Annotated in this window: 18 protein-coding genes; 10 read left to right on the forward strand and 8 right to left on the reverse strand. The window is 71.6% G+C overall.

All coding sequences use genetic code 11. From position 1 onward, the window contains the following. Positions 1–28: 28 nt before the first annotated feature. Together IE255_RS14505 and IE255_RS14510 are read right to left on the reverse strand one after the other, a co-directional pair. The gene (locus tag IE255_RS14505) at positions 29–466 is read right to left on the reverse strand and encodes a pyridoxamine 5'-phosphate oxidase family protein (RefSeq protein ID WP_190050635.1); all 438 of its coding nucleotides are present in this window, start codon (positions 464–466) and stop codon (positions 29–31) included. A gap of 80 nt (positions 467–546) precedes the next feature. Next, positions 547–957, reverse strand: a complete 411-nt coding sequence (locus IE255_RS14510; RefSeq protein ID WP_190050636.1) for a universal stress protein — start codon at positions 955–957, stop codon at positions 547–549. 385 nt (positions 958–1342) lie between these two features. Between IE255_RS14510 and IE255_RS14515 the strand changes: the two genes are divergently transcribed. Further along, entirely contained in the window at positions 1343–2176 is an 834-nt protein-coding gene (locus IE255_RS14515) for a polysaccharide deacetylase family protein (RefSeq protein WP_190050637.1), read from the forward strand. 39 nt (positions 2177–2215) lie between these two features. Here the strand turns inward: IE255_RS14515 and IE255_RS14520 are convergent, their stop codons facing one another. Then, positions 2216–2884 carry a class F sortase gene (locus IE255_RS14520; protein WP_190050638.1) on the reverse strand — a complete coding sequence of 223 codons (669 nt, stop codon included), beginning with the start codon at positions 2882–2884 and terminating at the stop codon, positions 2216–2218. Positions 2885–3235: 351 nt separating this feature from the next. Between IE255_RS14520 and IE255_RS14525 the strand changes: the two genes are divergently transcribed. Continuing rightward, a complete protein-coding gene (locus IE255_RS14525; RefSeq protein WP_190050639.1) occupies positions 3236–3724 on the forward strand; it encodes a hypothetical protein in 489 nt (162 codons plus the stop codon). A 120-nt stretch (positions 3725–3844) separates the two neighbouring features. Here the strand turns inward: IE255_RS14525 and IE255_RS14530 are convergent, their stop codons facing one another. The 3 genes from IE255_RS14530 to IE255_RS39895 form a co-directional block, all read right to left on the reverse strand. Continuing rightward, positions 3845–4378 (reverse strand): hypothetical protein, encoded by a 534-nt coding sequence (locus IE255_RS14530; protein WP_190050640.1) that lies wholly within the window; start codon positions 4376–4378, stop codon positions 3845–3847. A 222-nt stretch (positions 4379–4600) separates the two neighbouring features. After that, positions 4601–5335 carry a bestrophin-like domain gene (locus IE255_RS14535; RefSeq protein WP_190050770.1) on the reverse strand — a complete coding sequence of 245 codons (735 nt, stop codon included), beginning with the start codon at positions 5333–5335 and terminating at the stop codon, positions 4601–4603. Between the two features lie 54 nt (positions 5336–5389). Then, on the reverse strand, positions 5390–5518 hold the full coding sequence (locus IE255_RS39895) for a hypothetical protein (RefSeq protein ID WP_267974924.1): 129 nt from the start codon (positions 5516–5518) through the stop codon (positions 5390–5392). 232 nt (positions 5519–5750) lie between these two features. Here IE255_RS39895 and IE255_RS14540 point away from each other — a divergent pair, with 232 nt between their 5' ends. The 5 genes from IE255_RS14540 (at position 5751) to IE255_RS14560 (ending at position 11068) form a co-directional block, all read left to right on the forward strand. Beyond that, on the forward strand, positions 5751–5987 hold the full coding sequence (locus IE255_RS14540; protein ID WP_190050641.1) for a hypothetical protein: 237 nt from the start codon (positions 5751–5753) through the stop codon (positions 5985–5987). Positions 5988–6275: 288 nt separating this feature from the next. Continuing rightward, positions 6276–7265: an SCO0930 family lipoprotein gene (locus tag IE255_RS14545; protein ID WP_190050642.1), complete on the forward strand. Its 990-nt coding sequence runs from the start codon at positions 6276–6278 to the stop codon at positions 7263–7265. Between the two features lie 277 nt (positions 7266–7542). Further along, positions 7543–8355 carry an SAM-dependent methyltransferase gene (locus IE255_RS14550; RefSeq protein WP_190050643.1) on the forward strand — a complete coding sequence of 271 codons (813 nt, stop codon included), beginning with the start codon at positions 7543–7545 and terminating at the stop codon, positions 8353–8355. Further along, positions 8352–10496, forward strand: a complete 2145-nt coding sequence (locus IE255_RS14555) for a putative bifunctional diguanylate cyclase/phosphodiesterase (RefSeq protein WP_190050644.1) — start codon at positions 8352–8354, stop codon at positions 10494–10496. Before IE255_RS14550 ends, IE255_RS14555 begins: the two co-directional genes overlap by 4 nt. Before the next feature lie 95 nt (positions 10497–10591). Continuing rightward, positions 10592–11068, forward strand: a complete 477-nt coding sequence (locus IE255_RS14560; RefSeq protein ID WP_190050645.1) for an ester cyclase — start codon at positions 10592–10594, stop codon at positions 11066–11068. Positions 11069–11085: 17 nt separating this feature from the next. Here IE255_RS14560 and IE255_RS14565 read toward each other — a convergent pair whose 3' ends face one another. Both IE255_RS14565 and IE255_RS14570 read right to left on the reverse strand, forming a co-directional pair. Continuing rightward, positions 11086–11406 (reverse strand): hypothetical protein, encoded by a 321-nt coding sequence (locus tag IE255_RS14565; protein WP_229906399.1) that lies wholly within the window; start codon positions 11404–11406, stop codon positions 11086–11088. A 69-nt stretch (positions 11407–11475) separates the two neighbouring features. Continuing rightward, positions 11476–12360 carry a LysR family transcriptional regulator gene (locus tag IE255_RS14570; protein WP_190050646.1) on the reverse strand — a complete coding sequence of 295 codons (885 nt, stop codon included), beginning with the start codon at positions 12358–12360 and terminating at the stop codon, positions 11476–11478. Between the two features lie 120 nt (positions 12361–12480). Between IE255_RS14570 and IE255_RS14575 the strand changes: the two genes are divergently transcribed. Genes IE255_RS14575 through IE255_RS14585 form a run of 3 tightly spaced genes read left to right on the forward strand, consistent with a single transcriptional unit; the run spans position 12481 to position 15847 of the window. Beyond that, on the forward strand, positions 12481–13149 hold the full coding sequence (locus tag IE255_RS14575; RefSeq protein ID WP_190050647.1) for a succinate dehydrogenase: 669 nt from the start codon (positions 12481–12483) through the stop codon (positions 13147–13149). Between the two features lie 2 nt (positions 13150–13151). Continuing rightward, positions 13152–15101 (forward strand): fumarate reductase/succinate dehydrogenase flavoprotein subunit, encoded by a 1950-nt coding sequence (locus tag IE255_RS14580; RefSeq protein ID WP_190050648.1) that lies wholly within the window; start codon positions 13152–13154, stop codon positions 15099–15101. Next, positions 15098–15847 (forward strand): succinate dehydrogenase/fumarate reductase iron-sulfur subunit, encoded by a 750-nt coding sequence (locus tag IE255_RS14585; protein WP_190050649.1) that lies wholly within the window; start codon positions 15098–15100, stop codon positions 15845–15847. The genes IE255_RS14580 and IE255_RS14585 overlap by 4 nt, the downstream gene beginning before the upstream one ends. Positions 15848–15887: the final 40 nt, after the last annotated feature.

Consider the following 15887-nt stretch of genomic DNA (forward strand, 5'->3'; position numbering starts at 1 on the left):
GGAAGACACCACGCAGGGACCGGCCGGCTCAGGGAGCCGCGGCGTAACTCAGGTCGTGCGCGACGAGGGACGCGGGTTCCAGACGCAGCCACACCGTGCCGCGCTGCGCCGGATCGTCGTACAGGTAGTGCACGAACCGCTCGTCCCACCGCTCCTCGTCCGCCCCCAGGTAGCGGACGAGCTTGCGCCGCCCCCGCTCGACGTCGAACGGCACGAGTTCGGCCCGGCCCCGGGCGATCACCTGCCGGACCAGCCCGGTCGCCAGCTCGCACTCGTCCACGACCAGCGCGACCTCCGGATCGGCCCGCACCCGGCCGAAGAGGCGGGCCCAGGGCCCGGTCAGCACCCAGAAGGCGCCGTCCTCCCAGAGGAACCAGACGGGACGCACGGTCGGGCCGTTCGTCGCGAGGCGCGCGGTCAAGGGCCGGCGCAGAAAAGTGTCCAGGTCGAACGGGTGCGAAGTCACCACCGCATGATCGGACCCCCGCCGGCCGCGTGTACACCGACCGGAGACCTAGGACAGGCCCGAGCCTGTCCTAGGTCTCGCTACGGCACCACCGTCACCGGCCACCGCCCCGCCTTCACCAGCCGCAGCGCCACCGACCCGACGATCCGGTGCCCCGCCTGCTCCGACGCGCCCACGACCACCGCGTCCGCCTTGAGTTCGTCGGCCGCCTTCACCAGGCCGCTGTACGGGTCGCCGCGGAACGTGTGGAACTCCCAGCGGACCTCGAATATCCCCTTGAGCCGCTCCGCCGCGTCCCGGATCTGCGCCACCAGGTCCTCGGCGATCTCGTCGGTCGTCTCCGCCACCGGTGCCCCGAGCGCCGCGCCCGCCGCCGGCACCGGCTGCACGTACACCACGGCCAGCAGCGCGTGCTGCCGCCGGGCCAGGCCACCGGCGTAGGCCGCGGCCCGCAGGGAGGAGTCGGAGCCGTCCACCCCGACCAGGATCACCTTCGGCCCGTCCGCGGCATGGCCGTCGGCGAGTTCACCGAGTCAAGTGGTGGCAGCCGGAGGCCGTTTCCGTACCGTCGATGCTCAAGTTGTGCGGAAACGGGCACCCGAAGGGCGGACAGCGGCCCGCACCACGGAGGGGCTGCCGTCACTGGCGGCGCTCGGCCTCGCCGGAGGGGACGGGACCGAGCCCGCCGACCCCCTCGCCGGCCTGCCCGACTGGCCCGGCGACCACCAACTCGCCCTCACCCGCGACCGCTCCGGCCCCGCCCTTCCCCCTGGTGCGTCGCCACTGACCCGACTGCGTAGGCCGTGCGGGTGAAAGCGTGCCGCCACACCGGTGTTGCTCAAGTGCGTCGGCCCGCCAACGGGCGACTGATGAGTCATGAAGAAGGATCAGTTGCTCACCCGACGCGCGGCGTTGCTCGCGGGCGCCGGCGCCGTGGGAGCGGCCGCCACGGCCGGTGTGCTCACGGCGGTCACCGGGCACGGCCCCGCCGGCTCCACCCCGGCCGCGGGCGCCCAGGCCCGCCGTCCGCGCAGCGCCTCCGCGTACCGCCTCCAGCCCCTGACCGGCTACGGCCCGCCGCACGCAGCGCCCCGCAGGACCCTGGTACGCCGCGAACCCCTGCTGCGCGTGTCCGGACGCGGCCGCACCATGGTGCTGACCTTCGACGACGGCCCCGATCCCCGCTACACCCCGGACATCCTGGACACCCTGGCCGAGTACGACGTCCGCGCGATGTTCTTCGTGTGCGGCGAGATGGCCGCCGGCAGCAAGGAGCTGCTGGCCCGGATGGCCGACGAGGGCCATGTCGTCGGGAACCACACCTGGTCCCACCCTCTGCTCACCCGCCTCACCCGCCGCCAGATCCGCAGCCAGTTGGAACGCACCAGCGACGTCATCGAGGACGCCTGCGGGGAGCGCCCCGAGTGGTTCCGCGCGCCCTACGGCGCCTGGAACCGCGCCACGTTCCAGATCGGCGCCGAACTCGGCATGGAACCGCTCGCCTGGACGCTCGACACCCTCGACTGGACCACCCCGGGCACCCGGTCGATCGTGCAGCGCGTCGAGAACGGCGCCGCCCCCGGCGTCGTGGTGCTCTCTCACGACGCCGGGGGCGACCGCACGCAGAGTGTCCGGGCCCTGCGGCGCTACCTTCCCGAACTGCTGGACTCCGGCTACCACGTCACCGTGCCCCGGCGGGACTACGCGTAAGAGGACACCCCGGGCTTTCGCCCGCCGGGCAGGCGGCGCTCAGCGCACCTCGACCAGGCGGGCGAAGGCCACGACATTGCCCGCGTAGCCGTCCTGCTCGGAGAAACCACCGCCGCAGGTGATGACCCGCAGCTCGGCCGCGCCCTTGGACGCGTAGACACGGTCGCCGGGGAAGTTGTTCTTCTCGAACACCTCGATGCCGTAGATCTCGAACACGGCGGTCTTTCCGTCCTGCCGGGCGACCTCGACGAGGTTCCCCTTCTTCAGCGCCCCGAGGCCGTAGAACACGGCGGGGCCCTGCTGGTTGTCGACATGGCCGACGACGACCGCGGTGCCCTTCTCGCCGGGGGTGACGGCGCCGGTGAACCAGCCGGCCAGGTTCGGGTCCTCCGGCGGCGGCGCTCCCACCCAGCCGTCCGCGTCCAGGCCCACGGGGATGATCGGCGCGTCGACCTGGATCGCCGGGATCCGGACCCGGTCCGGAAGGGCGTAGGGCAGGGGCCGCACGGTCCCGGCGAAGGCGGCGCCGGGCACCCTGCTGTCCGCCGCGGCGGCCGTGGCCGGCTGCGGCGGGCCCTCGTCGAACTCCCCCGAACCATTCCGGATGAGCGCGAGGCCGGTCAGCAGAACCAGCGCTATCACGCCCCACGGGGCGCGCTTCTTCCGCCGCGCCTCCTCTTCCGCCTCGGCCAGCTCGGACGCAGACATTCGCCTTCCCCTCTCGACCCGGCCGTCGCCGTGTCATTCGCGCATATCAGAACGCTAAGTGCCGCGCGAGAAACCGGCGACGGGGCAGGAGCGAACGGGTGGCCCAGGGCCATGAGGGGTGGTCCAGGACCATGAGGTGCGCCATCCGAGTTGCCGCAGCTTGGAAATTTCTGACGGTCCGTGACCTGCGGCGATATCCCATTGTGCGGTTTTCCCGCGGTGCCCTCTCTCACTAGGACGGACCATTCCCGACATGCGGGTCCGGACAAGTCAACTGACTGTCTTTCTGGGAGGCGCTTTCTCGCCGATCGACCGGGGACGGGTCCCGGGGCGTCTTCCGCGGAGGTTCACATGCGTAACACTCGTGCCCTGGCGGTCGCCGGCGCGGCGGTCGCCGCCCTCGGCCTCTCCGCCCCCGCGGCCGTCGCGTGGGACACACCCAGCAACATCGTCGCCCTGCCCAGCGTGATCGCCCGCGGCGGCCAGCTGACCATCACGGTCGACGGCTGCCGCCACGGCGGCACGGCGACCTCCAACGCGTTCACGATGCCGGCGACGCTCTCGCCCGTCTCCGGCGCCCAGGAGACGGCGAGGGGCACCGCCACCATCAGGAACAACGCCCGCCCCGGGCCGTACGACATCACCGTCACCTGCGACGGCAAGAGGCTGACCAAGCCGCACGCCTTCACCGTCATCGGCGGTGTCCGCGGCGGTATCGGCGGCAGCAGCACCACCGGCGCGACCCCGACCGACATGGCCATCGGCGGCGGCCTCGTGGCCGCGGCGGTTGTCGGCGGCGGTGTGTTCTGGATGCGCCGCCGGGCCGAACGGCGCGTCTGACGCCTCGTTCCCTGCCCTCCCTTACGAGCGGTCGCCTCGCACGTGAACGGTCTTCGCCCCGGATCCCCCTCGGCAGGGGGATCCGGGGCGAAGACCTGCGGGCGCGGGATGCGGGGTGTGTCAGCCGGCGTCCTCGTCGGTGCGGCGGCGCGCGAAGTGGTAGGCGGCGCCGAGCGAACCGGCGATGAGCGCCGCGCCGAGGCCGATCTCCTTGAGGTCGAAGCCGGCGAGGGTGCCGCCCTCACCGGCGTACACACCCTTCGGGTGGCGGGGGTGGTGCGTGGGGTGATGGGTGGGGTGGTGCGTCGGACGGCCGCCGGCGATGGTCAGGCGCGCGGTGCCGCTCGACTCGTCACAGACGAACTCCACGTCGTACACGGCGCCGGGCTTGGCGTCCCAGTCGACCACGGCCGTCGCCGACGACTCCTCCGGCGGGATGGCGACCACGTCGAAGACCGGTGAGGAGACCGCCGCCTCCCCCTGACACGCCTCGTTGCGCTCCACCCGCAGTGTGACCCGGCCGCCCGCCGCCACGGTGGACGGCTCGACGCTGAAGCCGAAGTCGGTCGGGATCGCCGCGTCGGCGGCGGGCACGCAGGAGGTGAGGGCGCCGGCGCCCAGCAGTACGGCCGAAGCGACGCATATCGCGCGCATGGTGAATCCTCCGGGTCCCGAGGAGCAGCCGCGGACCTGTTCCGCTCACGTCGGAGGTGCACCTCGATGCCCGAAACGCTAAGAACGTGTCCGCGGGAGCGCGATCGCAGTAGTGCGAATGGGGCATGGGTGTGGTCCGCCCGGGGGAACGCCGGTACCGCGACCGGGGGACGGCGACGGTGTGTCGCGCGCCCCCCGGCCCGGCTCCATGATGCGGACGCCTCAGTCCTTGACGCCCGGGAAGAGGTTGAGGAACGGGTCGGCCGACGCGGTCACGCCCCGGCTGTAGGGCGCGTCGAAGTCCCAGATCAGGAACAGCAGGAAGGCGATCAGCGCCGAGAACAGCCCGGCGAGGACCAGTTCACGCGTCGTTCTGCGGATCTGCAGGGCGAAGATCATCCCGATCGTGACGACGGCCCCGGTGATCAGCCCGAACCACACCACGCCCGGCATGGTCTCCCCGGTCGCCTCCGCCCGGGCGATCCGGGCCTGGCTCGCCGCGGTCACCTGGTCGAGGAGCGGCTGGTAGGCCTGGGCCTCGAAGTCCGTCTTCGGCCGGTAGTCGGTGACGTCGGCGCGGAGCCGCTCGAAGAGCTCCCTGCCGCGCTCGGTGACCTCGCCCTGCTCCGCCATGGTGTCCCACTCGGTGGTGACCACGTGGCTGACGTACGTGTGGATGTCGTCCCGGATGCGGTCGCGCGCGTCGGCCGGGTAGACCCGGACCCGCTCCGAGATCTCGTGCAGCGCGGTGGCCTCGGCCTGCACATGGTCCTGAGCGGCGCTGCGCCCCTCCCAGACACCGGCGATCGCCAGGCCCAGGACGATGGCGTACACCACGCCGATCCACATCGTCATGTACTCGATGACGTCCGGGGTCTCGCTGGGGTCCTCGTCGTCGGACGCCGTGCGGTGCCGTACGAGGGTGATGACGACCACCACGACGCAGGCGGCCAGCATCGCGAGGGTGAGAACAAGCCATTCCGGCAAGAGGTGCCTCCAGAGCTTCAGGGATCAGCGCGCACGCAGCGCGGCGACGGCGACCACCGCGGGCACGGTGACGAGCAGGACGAAGGTGAGCGGCGACAGGGTGTTGGTCGTCGGCCGTGGCCGCGGCGCGGCGCGGTACCGCGGGTAGTGCACGGGCGTCGCGGACGGGCGCGGCGTGGGTGTGGCCGACGGCGTCGGGGCCGGTGCGGGGGGTGGGGGAGGTGCGGGCCGGGGAGCCGGCCGGGGTGGCGGCGGGGCCGGGCGTGCGGCGGGTGGCGGCGGCTCCGGCTCGGCGGTGGGTGGCGGTGGTGGCGGCGGTTTCGGGGGCGGGGGCTTGGGAGAGGGCGGTGGGGGTGGCGGGTCCGGACTGGGAGTCGGCGTCGGAGTGGGAGTCGGGGTCGGGGTCGGCTTCGGCGGCGTGGGCGTGGGGGTCGGTGTGGGTGTCGGGCACGGCGGCTTGGTCGGCCACGTCCTGCTTCCGGCGACCGCCACCGCCTCGGTGCCGTCCGGCCCCGTCGAGGCGTACGCGCAGGAGTCGGCCACCGCCACTCCGGCCGGTGCGCCGACGAGCGCCCAGGTCAGCGTCGCCGCCGCCAAGGCCCTTGCGGCGAGGGCGGGTTGAGTCGAGAGGCGTCCATACACGACGAAGATCATGAGCCCTGTGCCGCCGGAGCGTGCCGCAGTGCAAGGGGATTGGCTCGAAGGAGGGATATTCGGGTGGTGCCGGTTTGGCCGCGGTCGTCCGTGAGGCCGCAGGTCCGCACGGGCCTGTGGCCGTGGGCGGCTGTCACGGGTTCCGGAAAGAAATTTGGCCGGACGTTGAACACAAGCGCCGCTCCCGTGCGTACTCATGGCCGTGCGGCGGCGCAGCAGGGCGCTGCAACACCCTTGCGATTATGGGGAGTTGACGATGAAGACCTCCTGGCGGAGCGCCTCACTCGTGGCGAGCGCCGCGGCGGTCCTGGCGCTGACGACGGCGTGCGGTCAGGACAGCCCACCGGCGGCCAGCCAGAACGTGGGCGCGACGGCCGTGCCCGGCTACGGAGACATCGGTTCCGGCACTGGCACCGGCACCGGGACCGGAGTCGGCGGCACCGCGACCGGCCAGCCGGCCGCGCCGAGCCCGTCCAGCCCGTCCAACCCCGCGGGCAAGCTGTCCGTCTCCACCGCCGAGGAGGTCGGCAAGGTGGTGACCGACAGTCTCGGCCTCACGCTGTACCGGTTCGACCAGGACAGCGACCAGCCGCCCAAGTCGAACTGCGACGGCGACTGCGCCAAGACCTGGCCGCCGGTGCCCGCGGACGACGCCGAGGCCGGCGAGGGCATCGACAAGTCGCTGCTCGGCTCGGTCACCCGGGCCGACGGCACCAAGCAGCTGACCGTGGGCGGCTGGCCGGCCTACCGCTACGCCAAGGACGTCAACGCCGGTGACGTCAAGGGCCAGGGCGTGGGCGGCAAGTGGTACGCGCTGGCCCCCGACGGCAAGAAGGCCCAGGGCGGCGCGGCCGCCGAAGGCGGGGCCGGGGAACTGGCCGGGCTGTCCACCCGCAACGACCCCAAGCTGGGCGAGATCGTCGTCGACAAGAACGGGATGACGGTCTACCGCTTCATGAAGGACGAGGCCTGGCCGAAACCCGTCTCCAACTGCTCCGGCGAATGCCTGGAGAAGTGGCCGCTCGTGGAGCCCGTCGACTTCAACGACACCAAGGGCATCCAGAAGAAGGGCTACATGATCTTCGAGCGGACCGACGGCACGGGCAAGCAGCAGACGATCAACTGCTCGCCCATCTACACCTTCGCCGGCGACAAGGCTCCCGGCGACACCAACGGCCAGGGCGTCGGCGGCACCTGGTACGCCGTGCGGCCCGACGGAAAGCCGGTCGGCGTGTCGGAGAAGTAGGGAGACCTCCCCAGGGTTGATCATCTGGTTCACCCGGCAGCCGGCCCGGTCCGCCCCTCCGTGAGACACGGAGGGGCGGACCGTTTTGCCGTGCTTCAGGAATGCCCCGGACACTGTTCGTCATGTGTTCGAAGGGCATGCGGACGGGTATCAATTCGGCACGTGCCGCAGGCAGTGACCGGGAACGGACGGTCAATTTCCGTTTCAGGTCGCTCCATTGGCGGGCGATCAGTAGCCTCTGCTCGAACACCGGATCGCCTACGCCTTGGAGAGATAGATGGAGCGTCCCGCCTGGGCCCCACGGAGCATCGACATCTCGGTGCCCAGCGTCTCCCGGATGTACGACTTCTACCTGGGCGGATCGCACAACTTCGAGGTCGACCGGGAAGCGGCCCGCCGGGCCATGGAGTTCATGCCGGGACTCCCCAAGATCATGCAGGCGAACCGGGCGTTCATGCGCCGCGCCGTGCGCTACGCGGCCGACGAGGGCATCACCCAGTTCCTGGACATCGGCTCCGGCATCCCCACCTTCGGCAACGTGCACGAGGTCGCCCAGGCCGCCCGCCCCGGCGCGCGCGTGGTCTACGTCGACCACGACCCGGTGGCCGTGGCCCACAGCCAGGCGGTCCTCGAGGGCAACGACGACGCGGCCATCCTCGCCGCGGACCTGCGCAAGCCCCAGGAGATCCTGCACAGCCCGGAGGTGGAGCGGCTGATCGACCTGAATCAGCCAGTGGCGCTGCTCCTCGTTGCCATACTGCACTTCGTGGAAGACGAGGATGACCCCTACGGGGCGGTGGCCGAGCTGCGCGAGGCGCTCGCGCCCGGCAGCCTGCTCGTGCTCAGCCACGCCTCCTACGAGGGGATCCCGCTGCCGCCGGAGCGGGCCGGGGGTGCGGTGGACGTGTACGAGGACATTCGCAACCCGCTGATCATGCGCTCGCGCGAGGAGATCGCGCGGTTCTTCGAGGGGTACGACATGGTGGAACCCGGACTGGTGGCGATGCCGCGCTGGCGGCCCGACACCGCACCGGAGGACGAGGATCCGTATGCGTTCTCCGGTTTCGCGGGCGTGGGGCGTACGGCGTGACCGCGGAACCGGACGGGCCGGAGGACAGACTGCGCCGGTTCGCCACGATCTGGAGCCGGGCGGTCTTCCCGGTGACCTCCACGTCGTCGACCCGCCCGGAGTTCGAGGCGCACCTGCTGCCGCTGGCGCGGCGGTTGAGCGAGGCACTGCGGGCCCGGGCCTTCGACGCCGACGCGGGCAAGGCCGTCGGCGCCGCCCTCGTGGACGCGCACTGCACCGACCCCGAGGCCCTCAGCCGCACGCTGGACTGCGTGGACGCCTACCTCGTCCTGTACTGCGGAGACGACGGCGACCAGGAGGACCTGCGGGCCCGGTGCGCACGCCTCCAGCACGCGATGGCCGCCGGCTTCGCACGGGCGCTGCGCGAGCGGACCCTGGCCGAGCAGGAGGCCATCGCGCAGGCCGCGCTGCAGGCGCAGGGCGTGGTCGCGCAGGCCCTGCACGCGAGCGAGGCCCGCTTCCGCGCCGTCTTCGAGGGCGCGGCCATAGGCATCGGCATGGCCGACCTGGAGGGCAACATCCTCCAGGTCAACGGCGCGCTGCTGCGCATGTTCGGGGTCTCCGAGCAGACGATGCGCAGTCGCAACGTCAAGGAGTGGACCCACCCCGACGACGCGCCCCAGACCTGGCGGCTCTACGACGAACTGGTGCGCGGCGAGCGGGAGCACTACCACCTGGAGAAGGCGTTCTACCGCCCCGACGGAACGGTCCTGTGGACCAACCTGACGGTCTCCCTGCTGCGCGACGCCGACGGCGATCCGCAGTACCAGCTCGCCCTCATGGAGGACACCACCGAGCGGCGGCTGCTCAACCTGCGCCTGCGCTACGAGGCCACGCACGACGCGCTGACGGGCCTGCCCAACCGTACGTTCTTCTTCGAGCGCCTGGAGAAGGCACTGGGCGCCGGGAAGGGCCAGCGGTTCGGACTGTGCTACCTGGACCTCGACGGCTTCAAGACCATCAACGACAGCCTCGGCCACGCGGCCGGCGACCGGCTGCTGGTGGAGGTCGCCGACCGGCTCCAGTCCTGCGCCACCGCCCCCGGCGAGATGGTCGCCCGGCTCGGCGGCGACGAGTTCGTGGCCCTGACCACCGGCCCCGACACCCAGCGCGAGGTCGACGAACTCGCCACCCGCATCATGAACGCGCTGCTCGCGCCGATCAGCGTCGACGGCCGGGAGCTGACCGTGCGCGGCAGCATCGGCATCGTCGAGGGCCCGGCCGGGGAGCGCAGCCCGGCGGAGGTGCTGCGCAGCGCCGACATCACCATGTACCGGGCCAAGTCGGCGGGCGGCAACCGCTTCGAGCTGGCCGACCCGGAGGCCGACGCCCGCGCCATCACCCGGCACGGGCTCACCACTGCGCTGCCGACGGCGCTGGAGCGGGGCGAGTTCTTCATCGAGTACCAGCCGCTGGTGCATCTCGGCGACGGCAGCGTCCGGGGCGCCGAGGCCCTGGTGCGCTGGCTGCATCCGCAGCACGGTGTGCTCGGCCCGGACCGGTTCATCCCGCTCGCCGAGCACACCGGGCTGATCGTGCCGCTCGGCCGCTGGGTGCTGGAGCAGTCGGTGCGGCAGGCCCGCGAGTGGCGGGAACTGCACGGCGGTGCGGAGGCGGTGGGCCCGCTGCGCATCAACGTCAACCTCTCGCCCTGCCAGCTGACCCACCCCGGCCTGGTCCAGGACACCGTCGACATCCTGGAACGCACCGGCATCGAGCCGGACGCCCTCTGCCTGGAGGTCACGGAGTCGGCGCTGATCGGCGCGGACGACGACCTGCTGAAGCCGCTGCGCCGGCTGGCCGAGATGGGCGTCGACATCGCCCTGGACGACTTCGGCACGGGCTACTCCAACCTCGCCAACCTGCGTCGTCTGCCGGTCAGCATCCTGAAGCTGGACCGCTCCTTCACCCAGAGCATGCAGCAGTTCCCGGCCGACCCCGTCGACCTCAAGATCGTCGAGGGGATCGTCTCGCTGGCCCACAGCCTGGATCTCGCGGTGACGGTGGAGGGCGTGGAGACCGGGGCGCAGGCCGAGCAGCTGCGGATACTGGGCTGCGACACGGCACAGGGCTGGTACTACGCCCGCCCCGGCCCGCCGGAGCGGCTGCACGAGCTGGCGCTGGTGGACGCGACGGGCTGAGCGGCGGGGCGGGCCGTCCCGGTGGTCGGCCTCGGGTCCCCTTCCTACGATCGAGGAAGAGGACCCGACCGGGCCCCGGCCGAGGGAGCACGGGCATGGACACCACCGAGATGCGCCGCCTCTTCGAGACCCACCGCGAGGCGGAGGCGGCCCGGGACATCGATGGCATCCTCAGGACGTTCGTGCCGGACTGCTTCCTGGAGACCAAGGCGCTCGGGCTGCGCAGCCAGGGCGGGGACGCGGTGCGCGCCGCCTACCAGCAGCAGTACTTCACGGCGTTCCCCGACCTCAGCCCCGAGGACGAGGGCATCGGCTACGGCGAGGACGTCATCGCCGTATGGGGAACGCTGCGCGGCACCAGCCGGGGGGAGTGGCTCGGTGTCCCGCCCGGTGGCGGGGCCTTCGAGGTGCCCTTCGCGAACATCGTCCCCTTCCGGGACGGCCTGATGGCGGGCGAGGCGATCTACTTCGACCTGGCCACGCTGTGCGAGCAGGCCCGTATCCCGCTGGAGCGGATACGGGCCGCCGCTGCCGCGCGCCGGGCGGGCGCGGGCGCCACCACTACCGGGTGAGGCGCGGCGCCGGCCCATCAGCGCGCGGCGCGCACGGCCGCGCCCGCGGCTGCGACATCCAGGTCCACGGCGACCTCCTCGCCCTCCCAGCGGCCGCGTTCCGTGATCGCGAGACCGATCAGCGCCAGCTCGGCGGCACCGTCACGCAGCGCGTACTGCTCCGGCGTCTCCGTGCCGGGCGCGCCGTCCTCCGTGCGCTCCCAGGCGGCCACGGCCGCCTCGGCCAGTTCCCGCGGCAGCCGCACCGCGATCCGGCCGGTCTGCCGGTCGACGCAGGCCCCGACGGCCGCCAGCACCTTCGTGTCGTCCCGATAGCGGATGTACTGCTCATCACACACAGGTCGAGGGTAGGCACGGGCGGCTCGCGGGCGCAGTGAATTTCCGCAGGCGCGCCCCAGGGCGGCGGATCACCGCTCCAGCAGCATCCGCTGCAACTCCCTCGCCGCCCGCGGCGGTGCCACGTCGCTGCGGTGGGCCAGCGCGATCGTGCGGTGCAGGCCGGGCCGGGCCAGGGGAGTCACGCGCAAGCCGCGCCCCGACCGCGCGGCCACCATCCGGGGGACGACGGCGACGCCCAGCCTCGCCCGGACGAAGCCCAGCACCGCGTCCATCTCGCCGCCCTCCACCGCGAAGTCGGGCTCGAAGCCCTCGGCGCGGCAGGCGGCCACCGTCAGCTCCCGCAGGTCGTAGCCGTGCCGGAACATCACCAGCCGCTCGCCCTCCAGGTCGGCGACGCGCACGGTCCGCCGCCCCTGCCCGGGCCGGGGCGCGTCCGGGGAGGAGACCACGACCAGGTCCTCCCGCAGCAGCTCCACCGTGGTCAGGGCCGGGGAGGGGGACGGCAGGGGCAGGACCACCAGCGCCAGGTCCAGCGCGCCACGCGCCAGCTCCCGCACCAGGTCGTGCGACCCGCCCTCCTCGATCAGCAGCCGGATCCCGGGGTAGCGGTCGTGGAAGGCCCGCAGCACGTCCGGCAGCAGACCCGTGCACAGACTCGGCGTCGCCCCCAGCCGCACCCGCCCCCGCCGCAGCTGCACCAGCTCCTGCACCTCGTGCCGGGCCGTGTCCGCGTCGGCCAGGATGCGCCGGGCCAGGGGCAGCAGCGCCTCCCCGGCGTCCGTGAGCGTGATGTTGCCGCGCGCCCGCAGGAACAGGTCGGCGCCCAACTCCCGCTCCAGCGCCTTGATCTGCTGCGACAGCGACGGCTGCGCGACATGGACCAGATCGGCGGCCCGGGTGAAGTGCCGGGTCTCGGCCACGGCCACGAAGTACTGGAGCTGCTGGAACTGCATACTCCTACGATAGCCCTAGCCTATGGAATCAAGCCGGACCATGTCTTGGACCGATCGGCCCCGGGGTCCGTAGCGTGCTGTGCCATGGCTCTGGCAACGCGGACGGACCGACGGCCGTCCATGGCACGCACCGTGTGGGACTCCACCGTCGGCAAGAAGACCGTGATGGCGGTCAGCGGACTGATCATGCTGCTGTACCTGGTCGTCCACATGATCGGGAACCTGAAGATCTTCTTCGGGGCCGGCGAGTTCGACCACTACGCCCACTGGCTGCGCACCGTCGGCGAGCCGTTCATGCACTACGAGTGGACGCTCTGGCTGGTCCGCGTCGTGCTCGTGGCCGCGGTCGTCGCCCACGCGGTGTCCGCGTACCAGCTCAGCCGCCGCGACATCAGGGCACGGCCCAGCAAGTACGTGCACAAGAAGCCACGCGCCAGCTACGCGACGCGGACCATGCGCTGGGGCGGGATCATTCTCGGGCTGTTCATCGTCTGGCACATCCTGGACCTGACGACCGGCACCGTGCACCCCGGCTTCCGGCCCGGCCACCCGTACCAGAACGTCGTGGACACCTTCTCCACCTGGTACGGCAACGTCATCTACATCGTCGCGATGCTCGCGCTGGGCCTGCACGTCCGGCACGGCTTCTGGAGCGCCGCCCAGACCCTCGGCGTCGGCAGCCGGCGGCGCGACCGCGCCCTGAAGACCGTCGCCGACGTCCTCGCGCTGCTGCTCACGGCCGGTTTCATCGCCGTACCCGTGGGCGTCATGACCGGAGTGGTGAGCTGAAGATGACTTCCTACGCCGACTACGCGACCGGTGAGCCGGTCGCCGACACCAAAGCCCCGTCCGGGCCGATCGACGAGCGCTGGGACAAGCGCCGCTTCGAGGCCAAGCTCGTCAACCCCGCCAACCGGCGCAAGCACACCGTCATCGTCGTCGGCACGGGGCTGGCCGGCGGATCCGCCGGGGCCACCCTCGCCGAACAGGGCTACCACGTCGTCCAGTTCTGCTACCAGGACTCCCCGCGCCGGGCCCACTCCATCGCCGCGCAAGGCGGCATCAACGCCGCGAAGAACTACCGCAACGACGGCGACTCCATCCACCGGCTGTTCTACGACACCGTCAAGGGCGGCGACTTCCGGGCCCGCGAGTCCAACGTCCACCGGCTCGCGCAGATCTCCGTCGAGATCATCGACCAGTGCGTGGCCCAGGGCGTGCCGTTCGCCCGCGAGTACGGCGGGCTGCTGGACACCCGGTCGTTCGGCGGCGTGCAGGTGTCGCGGACGTTCTACGCCCGCGGCCAGACGGGGCAGCAGCTGCTGCTCGGCGCCTACCAGGCCCTCAGCCGGCAGATCGCCGCCGGGAACGTCGAGATGCACCCGCGTACCGAGATGCTCGACCTGATCGTCGTGGACGGGCGGGCGCGCGGGATCGTGGCCAGGGACCTCGTCACCGGCAGGATCGACACGTACTTCGCGGACGCCGTCGTGCTCGCCTCCGGCGGCTACGGCAACGTCTTCTACCTGTCGACGAACGCCATGAACTCCAACGCCACCGCCGTCTGGCGGGCCCACCGGCGCGGCGCGTACTTCGCCAACCCCTGCTTCACGCAGATCCACCCCACCTGCATCCCGCGCACCGGCGACCACCAGTCCAAGCTGACGCTGATGAGCGAGTCGCTGCGCAACGACGGGCGGATCTGGGTGCCCAGGGCCAAGGGCGACACCCGGCCGCCGAACGAGATCCCCGAGGACGAGCGCGACTACTACCTGGAGCGCATCTACCCGTCCTTCGGCAACCTCGTGCCGCGCGACATCGCCTCCCGGGCCGCGAAGAACGTCTGCGACGAGGGCAGGGGAGTGGGCCCCGGCGGCCAGGGCGTCTACCTCGACTTCGCGGACGCGATCCGGCGGATGAGCCGCAAGGCCGTCGAGGCCAAGTACGGCAACCTCTTCGACATGTACCAGCGGATCACCGACGAGGATCCGTACGAGGTGCCGATGCGGATCTATCCCGCGGTGCACTACACGATGGGCGGACTGTGGGTCGACTACGACCTCCAGACCACCGTCCCCGGCCTGTTCGCGATCGGCGAGGCCAACTTCTCCGACCACGGCGCCAACCGGCTCGGCGCCTCCGCGCTGATGCAGGGCCTGGCCGACGGCTACTTCGTCCTCCCCGCGACCATCAACGACTACCTGGCCCGCAACCCGCACCACGACGAGGTGAGCGACGAGCACCCCGTCGTGCAGGAGGTGCTGGCCGAGACGCAGGACCGGCTCAACCTGCTGCTGTCCGTCGACGGCGACCGCACGCCCGACTCCTTCCACCGCGAGGTCGGCGAACTCATGTGGGAGTTCTGCGGCATGGCCCGCACCGACTCGGGGCTGCGCAAGGCGCTGGAGCGCATCCCGCAGATCCGTGAGGAGTTCTGGCGGCGCATCAAGGTGCCCGGCTCCGGCGAGGAGTTCAACCAGTCGCTGGAGAAGGCCAACCGCGTCGTCGACTACCTGGAGCTGGCCGAGCTGATGTGCCTCGACGCGCTGCACCGCTCCGAGTCCTGCGGCGGCCACTTCCGGGAGGAGTCTCAGACGCCCGACGGCGAGGCCGCCCGCAAGGACGAGGAGTTCGGGTACGCGGCCGCCTGGGAGTTCACCGGCACCGGCGAGGCTCCGGTCCTGCACAAGGAAGACCTGGTCTTCGAGTACGTCCACCCCACCCAGCGGAGCTACGCATGAAGCTCACCCTGCGCGTCTGGCGGCAGAAGAACGCCGACGCCGACGGCACGATGTCCACGTACGAGGTGGACGGCATCTCGCCCGACATGTCGTTTCTGGAGATGCTCGACACGCTCAACGAGGAGCTCATCCTGCGCGGTGAGGACCCGGTGGCCTTCGACCACGACTGCCGCGAGGGCATCTGCGGTGCGTGCTCGCTGGTGATCAACGGAGATGCGCACGGGCCCGAGCGGACGACCACGTGTCAGCTGCACATGAGGTCCTTCAAGGACGGCGACACGATCGATGTGGAGCCGTGGCGGGCGTCCGCGTTCCCGGTGATCAAGGATCTGGTCGTGGACCGGTCGGCCTTCGACCGGATCATCCAGGCCGGCGGATACATCACCGCGCCGACGGGGGCGGCGCCCGAGGCGCATGCCACGCCGGTGCCGAAGCCGGACGCCGACTTCGCGTTCGAGCACGCGGAGTGCATCGGGTGCGGGGCGTGTGTGGCGGCCTGTCCGAACGGGGCGGCGATGCTGTTCACGTCGGCGAAGATCAACCATCTGAATGTGCTGCCGCAGGGGGCGCCCGAGCGGGAGACGCGGGTGCTGGACATGGTGGAGCGGATGGATGAGGAGGGGTTCGGGGGGTGCACGCTCGCGGGGGAGTGTGCCACGGCTTGTCCCAAGGGGATTCCCTTGATGTCGATCACCCAGATGAACAAGGAGTGGCTGCGGGCTACTCGGAGGGTGGGCAAGCGGTAGTTGCCGGGTGCGGGTTGTGGGTGGCTTGTCGCGCAGTTCC

Origin of the sequence: Streptomyces lomondensis (genome assembly GCF_014651035.1) — a bacterium.
GTDB classification, from domain to species: Bacteria; Actinomycetota; Actinomycetes; order Streptomycetales; family Streptomycetaceae; genus Streptomyces; species Streptomyces lomondensis.